Source organism: Streptomyces sp. NPDC002573 (genome assembly GCF_042889625.1).
Lineage (GTDB): Bacteria > Actinomycetota > Actinomycetes > Streptomycetales > Streptomycetaceae > Streptomyces > Streptomyces gibsoniae.
In genome coordinates this window covers 44,012-50,627 of the sequence record NZ_JBIARC010000056.1, presented here as the reverse complement: position 1 = coordinate 50,627, position 6,616 = coordinate 44,012, and the positions used below count along the sequence as shown (strand labels likewise).

4 protein-coding genes are annotated in these 6,616 nt (G+C 71.5%); 2 read left to right on the top strand and 2 right to left on the bottom strand.

The window, feature by feature from the left end:
- Positions 1 to 907: 907 nt before the first annotated feature.
- A complete protein-coding gene (locus tag ACFYX0_RS35855; protein ID WP_388976936.1) occupies positions 908 to 1,075 on the bottom strand; it encodes a hypothetical protein in 168 nt (55 codons plus the stop codon).
- Positions 1,076 to 1,283: 208 nt separating this feature from the next.
- A complete protein-coding gene (locus tag ACFYX0_RS35850; protein WP_388976933.1) occupies positions 1,284 to 4,226 on the bottom strand; it encodes a BTAD domain-containing putative transcriptional regulator in 2,943 nt (980 codons plus the stop codon).
- 215 nt (positions 4,227 to 4,441) lie between these two features.
- On the opposite strand from ACFYX0_RS35850, the gene ACFYX0_RS35845 reads away from it, so the two are divergent.
- Both ACFYX0_RS35845 and ACFYX0_RS35840 read left to right on the top strand, forming a co-directional pair.
- Positions 4,442 to 5,686 carry an amidohydrolase family protein gene (locus ACFYX0_RS35845; protein ID WP_388976930.1) on the top strand — a complete coding sequence of 415 codons (1,245 nt, stop codon included), beginning with the start codon at positions 4,442 to 4,444 and terminating at the stop codon, positions 5,684 to 5,686.
- A 23-nt stretch (positions 5,687 to 5,709) separates the two neighbouring features.
- Positions 5,710 to 6,615: an LLM class F420-dependent oxidoreductase gene (locus ACFYX0_RS35840; RefSeq protein WP_388976927.1), complete on the top strand. Its 906-nt coding sequence runs from the start codon at positions 5,710 to 5,712 to the stop codon at positions 6,613 to 6,615.
- Position 6,616: the final 1 nt, after the last annotated feature.

Genomic DNA, 6,616 nt, shown 5'->3' with positions numbered 1-6,616 from the left:
TCGGCCTGCGGCCGACCCTTGACTCGGTCCGCTCCAGCACGGGTGAGAAGCGAGCGGGCGGCCGGGGGTGTAGCGGGGGGCCGGCGGGGTGGGGGCGACGGTTGGCTGGGGAGGGCCCGGTGGTGGAGGGGGCGCCTCCGCGTCTCGCGTGCACGCCGGACGAGCCATGCGACTGCGGCAAGTGGCGAGGGGGACGTGTCCACGCTACACATGCACGGCGGGTCGGTTCAGCGGCTTGCGGTAGTGGGGCGGGCGGGTGGGACGCACCCGCGCCTCACATGTAGGCGGGGGCCCGGTCAAGCACGAGGCCCGACGATTTAACCGCGCTGACCGAGCGGACTACCCATCCTCGGCGAATGGCCCTCCCGCTCGACGATTGGCAGTTGTGTGCCAGCCATGGGAGAGGAACACCGGGATCCTGGCCCCCCGGTGGCACAAACTTGTCAATCCCAGCCACAGCCCGGCGGGCCCTGGTGGCACCGAGGAGAGGGGCTTCGAGTGCGACGGCGATCGCGGCGGGGGTGGTGAGCGGGGCCCGGCGTACACGGTCGACGTTCCGATAGCCGAGCGCGGACTCGACGGACACGAGGGCGTCGTCCCTCGGCCCGGTGCGCAGGAGGTCACACCCCCCAACCCCACCCGCCCCATACCCCCATGGTGCCGAACCGCCCCCACCGGATTCGCCCCTGTGGACAACCCGGGGGTGGCGGACGCTGAGCGCCGGAGAGTGGCAGATGTGTTCCGGTGGTGGCCCCGGGGACCTCGTGAAACGCGTTCCGGCGGTGGAACGGATCTGCCAATTGCTGGTCCGGGGCAGGGGGTTGGCGGGAATCCTGACTTGGACACACCTCGGCCGCGGCGGCTCCCCTCCGCGCCGCCGCGGCCGATCCCCGTGTGGGAGGAAGGTTTAGCTGGGGTCGGACGTGATGTGGACGTTGTCCGGCTTGAAGATGCCGTTGTCCGCGGCCTCGGTGATGTGGACGTTGTCCGGGTTCACCGTGCCCTCGTCCTTGCCGCCGGTGATGTGGACGTTGTCCGGGTCGACGACCGGCTCGTCCTTCGTGGTGTCGCTCATGGTGCTTCCTCCCCTTGTGACTCAACTGGCAAATGGGGGCCCGCCCGGCCGTTCCCCCGAATGGACGGCCGGGCGGGCTACCGGGTCGCCTCACCCTAGACCGTGGGCTGGGCGACCTCCGAGGCGGTCCGTCTGTCCCCCGATGCAACGGATCGACAGGACGAGAGTGCCGTCCCGCGATAAACGAACGATGAACGCCGTGGCAGCCCTACGCCGCGGCGGCCGGCGTCAGCAGTGCCCGGACGGTCTCGGCCTCGGGGGATCCCAGTGCCTCGTAGGTGGCGAGGGCCTCCTGCCAGCACACCTGGGCCCTTCCCGATTGGCCGATTCCACTGAGAGCCCGTCCCAGCACCGTCAGGACATTGCCGCGCCGCCACTCCCCGCCGATGCCACGCAGCACGGTCAAGGCGGCCTCGGCGTTCGTCGAGGCCTGTGCGGGGCGTTGAGCTGCCAGGTCCATCTCGGCGAGCCTGAGCAGGGTCATCCCCTCCCAGAGGCGCTGGCGGCTGTCACGGAAGACCTTCAGGGCCGCGTGCAACTGATCGTTTGCCTCCCCGTACAAACCGTTCTCGGTGAGGGCCATACCCAGTGCGTAGCGGCCGTTGGCGCCCTTCAGGGCATGTCCCAGCGCCTCATAAGTCTCGACACCTTGCTGGGCGAGTACCACGGCGCTGCGCGGCCGCCGCGTGGCGAGATGGATACGCGAGAGGTTGCACAGGACACTCGCTTCCCCGGCCAGGTCTTCGCAGTCCCGGAAGTCCGCGAGTGCCTGCTCCAAGTGGCGTTCGGCGTCCGCGTGCTGGTTCTGGTAGAAGGCCATGGCGCCGCGAATGTTGGCTGCCCAGCACCGCGCCAGGGGGTCGGTCCGGGAATCGGCAAGCTGCAGGGCCTCGCGTGCTGCGTCGTCGGCTTCCGCGAAGCGCCCGGAAAGGTGATGGGCGACGGCGAGGACGACGGAGGCGCGCACCTTTGTCCGCCGGTCCTGGCAGGAGCGCGCGGCGTCGCGCAGGGCGATGGCCACCGCTTCGTATTCCCTGGCGTTGGCACCGGACTCCGAGAGGTCGACCGCCGCCCACAGAAGGTCGATGGCGCGGATCAACGTTCCGGAAGTCCCGAATTGGCGCATACAGGCAAGCAGGCAGACCGCCTCCGCATACAGCCAGTCCTGTGCCTGGTGCCGGTCCTCGAACGTCAGCCCCGGGTACTCGGTCCGCTGGAGGTGGTCCACCAGTCGGTCCCCGGGGCGCTCGATCGCGTACACGCCCGCCGCTGTGGCCAGATAGAAGTCCAGCAGTCGGGACGTCGCCGCGTCCCGCTCGCTCGGGGGCTGTTCGTCCCGTTCCGCGCAGGCACGGGCGTAGAGGCGGACCAGGTCGTGGTAGCGGTAGCGGCCCGGGGCGGCCGACTCCAGGAGGGACGTGTCGACCAGGGACTCCAGGAGGTCCTCGGTCTCCTCCAGCGGCAGGTCCAGTACCGCCGCGGCGGCGGCGAGGGATATGTCCGGGCCGTCCGCCAGGCCCAGGAGGCGGAAGGCGCGGGCCTGGGCCGGCTCCAGTTGGCCGTAGCCCAGTTCGAAGGTCGCCTTCACGGCCAGATCGCCGGCCTGGAGTTCGTCGAGGCGCCGCCGTTCGTCCGCCAGCTTCGCCGCGAGTATCGAGACCGTCCATGTCCGGCGGGCCGCGAGCCGTGACGCCGCGATGCGGATCGCCAGCGGCAGGAAGCCGCACGCCGCGACCACGTCGAGGGCGGCCTCGCGTTCCGAGGTCACCCGCTCCCGGCCCACGATCTTCGTGAACAGCGACAGCGCCTCGTCCGGGGACATCACGTCCAGGTCCACCAGGTGCGCGCCGGCCAGGTCCACCATGCGGACGCGGGAGGTGACGAGGGCCGCGCAGCCCTCCGTGCCCGGCAGCAGCGGACGCACCTGCGCCGCGTCCTTGGCGTTGTCCAGCAGGACGAGGACCCGGCGGCCGTCCAGGACCGAGCGGTAGAGCGCGGCCCGCTCCTCCAGCGTGTCGGGGATCGCGGAGTCGGTCGTGCCGAGGGCACGCAGGAAGGACCCGAGGACCGTCTCCGGTTCCGCCGCCCGGGGCCCCGCGCCCTGCAGGTCCACGTACAGCTGGCCGTCGGGGAAGGCGCCCCGGGCCTGATGGGCGACGTGGACCGCGAGGGTCGTCTTGCCGACGCCACCGATTCCGGCCAGTGCCGACACCGCCATCACCCGGCCGTCGGCCGACGCCAGCACCTCTCCCAGTTCGGCCACGAGACGTGCCCGTCCGGTGAAGTCGGGGACGCTGGCCGGTAGTTGCGCAGGGCGGACGGGGGCCGCTGACGGCTCGGGGGCCGGAGCCGAAGGTTCCGCCAGGCTCGGGTCCGCCTGGAGAATGCGCTGCTGGAGTTCCTTCAGGCCCGGGCGGGGGTCGACGCCGAGTTCGTCGGCCAGCAGGCGGCGGGTGTCCGCGTAGACCGCCAGCGCCTCCGCCTGTCGGCCCGAGCGGTACAGCGCCAGCATCAGCAGTTCCCGGAGGCGTTCGCGCAGGGGGTGGGCCGCCGTGAGGGCGGTCAGTTCTGACACCGCCTCCGCGTGGCAGCCCTGCTCCAGGTCCATGTCCAGGCGGGATTCGAGGAGTTGGAGGCGCCATTCCTCCAGGCGTGTGCGCTGGGTCTCGGCGTACGGGCCGGGGATGTTCGCCAGCGGCTCGCCGTCCCACAGGGCCAGCGCCTCGTTCAGGATCTGCCGGGCCTGGCACAGGTCCCCGGAGTTCTTGGCCTTCTCCGCCTCCGCGGCCAGCTCCTGGGCGGCGGCGAGGTCCAGGGAGCGGGCGCCCGGCAGGCGCACCGCGTATCCGCCGGACTCGCTGACCAGCACGCCGGCGGAGAGGACCTTGCGCAGCCGGGAGGCGTACGTCCGTACGGCCGCCAGCGCCCGCGGCGGCGGCTCGTCGCCCCAGAGCGCGTCGATCAGCTCGGACGCCGTGGCCGTGCGTCCCTCCCGCAGCAACAGCGCCGCCAGCAGGGCTCGTTGCTGCGGCGAGCCCGTGGCCAGCGGTTCCTCCTCACGCCAGGCGCGCACCGGTCCGAGCACGCCGAAGCGCAGAGTCGCCGATTCCTCGGCACTCCGCTGCTTCGGTACTCGCGGTACACCGTCCATCGCTGCCCCCTGGCCCCCCGCCGAACGTCTCCAATCAGGAGGCCAGTTTGCCTTGTTCATGGCGGATGCGTCAGCCATGGGAGACGCCGATCACAGGCTGTGGCGCCGGGCGTCACAGTGTCCTCACACGCTCTTCTCATAACGGAAGGCGCGGATTCATGCCGGGCGGGCCCAGTTTGCTGACGATCCGTCAGATCAGCGCTACCGTGACCGCCATGGAGACCTCGCCGAGCAACGCCACGTTCCCGCAGATCATCTCCGTCGACGACCACACCGTGGAGCCCCCGCACGTCTGGCAGGACCGGCTCCCAGCGAAGTACCGGGAAACCGGTCCGCGTATCGTTCGCGCGCCCCTGAAGGAGCTGACGTTCCTGGGTGGGAAGTTCGCTCCCGTCATGGGTGAGCCCGGTGACGAGGGGCCGATCGGGGACTGGTGGGTGTACGAGGACCTGCGCCGGCCCCTCACCCGCCTCGACACCGCCGTCGGGTACGACAGGGACGAGATCAAGCTCGAGGTCATCACCTACGAGCAGATGCGGCCGGGCTCGTACGACGTACCCGAGCGCCTCGCCGACATGGACGTCAACCATGTCCGGTCCGCCGTCTGCTTCCCCACCTTCCCCCGCTTCTGCGGGCAGACCTTCACCGAGGCCGAGGACCGTGAGCTCGGGCTGCTGTGCGTGAGGGCGTACAACGACTGGATGGTGGAGGAGTGGTGCGGCCCGCAGGCGCACGGGCGTCTCATACCCCTCGCCGTCGTCCCCCTCTGGGACGCCCGCCTCGCCGCCGCCGAGGTGCGCCGCAACGCCGAGCGCGGGGTGCGCGCCGTCGCCTTCTCCGAGATCCCGCCCCGCCTCGGGCTGCCGTCCGTGCACTCCGACGACTGGGACCCCTTCCTCGCGGCCTGCGACGAGACCGGCACCGTCGTCGCCATGCACATCGGCTCCAGCAGCCGGATGCCGTCCACCTCCGCCGACGCCCCGCCCGCCGTCGGCTCCACCATCACCTTCGCCAACTGCTGTTTCTCGATGGTCGACTGGCTGATGAGCGGCAAGTTCGAGCGCTTCCCGAATCTGAAGGTGATGTACGCGGAAGGGCAGATCGGCTGGATCCCGTACATCCTGGAGCGTGCCGACGTCGTCTGGGAGGAGAACCGCGCGTGGGGCGGCGTCGCCGACAAGGTCCACCGCCCGCCGTCCGAGCTGTTCGCCGATCATGTCTACGGCTGCTTCTTCGACGACGCCTTCGGGCTGCGGAACCTGGACTCCATCGGGGTCGGGAACGTCCTCTACGAGACCGACTATCCGCACTCCGACTCCACCTGGCCGAAGTCGCGCGAGGTCGGGGAGGCCCAGATGGGGCACCTGGACGCGGACGTGGTCGACCGGATCGTACGGCGCAACGCGATCGAGCTGCTCGGGCTGACCGAGGACGGCCTGTGGCCGGGCGGCGGACGGTGAGCGGCGGCGTCCTGAGGTACGGGATGCAGCTGCCCGTCCAGTCCCAGTCCACGCTCTACGCCGAGCCCTGGGAGGCCCATGCCGGGCCCGGAGACCTCGTCGCGATCGCCCGGGCCGCCGACACCGCAGGGTTCGACTACGTCGCGTGCTGTGACCACGTCGCCGTCCCGCGCCGGCTCGCCGCCGCGATGAGCACGGTCTGGTACGACCCCGTCGCCACCCTCGCCCTTCTCGCGGGCGTCACCGGGCGGGTGCGGCTGCTCAGCCATGTCGCGATCGTCGGGCTGCGGCATCCGCTCGTCACGGCCAAGCAGTACGCGACCCTCGACCACCTCTCCGGCGGACGGCTCGTCCTCGGGGTGGGGGCCGGGCATGTGCGGGAGGAGTTCGAGGCGCTGGGCGTGGACTTCGGGCAGCGGGGCGCCCTGCTCGACGAGACGATCGACGCGCTCAGGGCGGCGCTGGGGCCGGACGAGTTCCCCGTCCACCACGGCAAGGCGTACGACTTCGAGGGGCTCGGGCAGCGCCCCCGGCCCGCCCAGCCCCGCATCCCGCTGTGGGTCGGCGGCTCCTCGTCCGCCGCCGTGCGCCGGGCCGCGCTGAAGGGCGACGGCTGGCTGCCCCAGGGGGATCCGCGCGACCGGCTGCCCGCGCAGCTCGCCCGGTTGCGGCAGATCCGCGAACAGGCGGGGCTCGACGCCCTCTTCACCGTCGGCGCCATCACCGAACCGCTGTACGTCGGCGTGCCGGGCTGGGACGTCGGGCCGCGCACGGTCAGCGGGGCGCCGGAGGCGGTCGCCGACTCCCTGCGCGCCTACCGCGCGATGGGCGTGCACCAGATCCAGGTGCGGTTCCGCAGCCGGAGTGGCACCGAACTCATCGACCAGATCGCCGCGTTCGGGGCCGAGGTCGCGCCCCGTCTGGACTGAG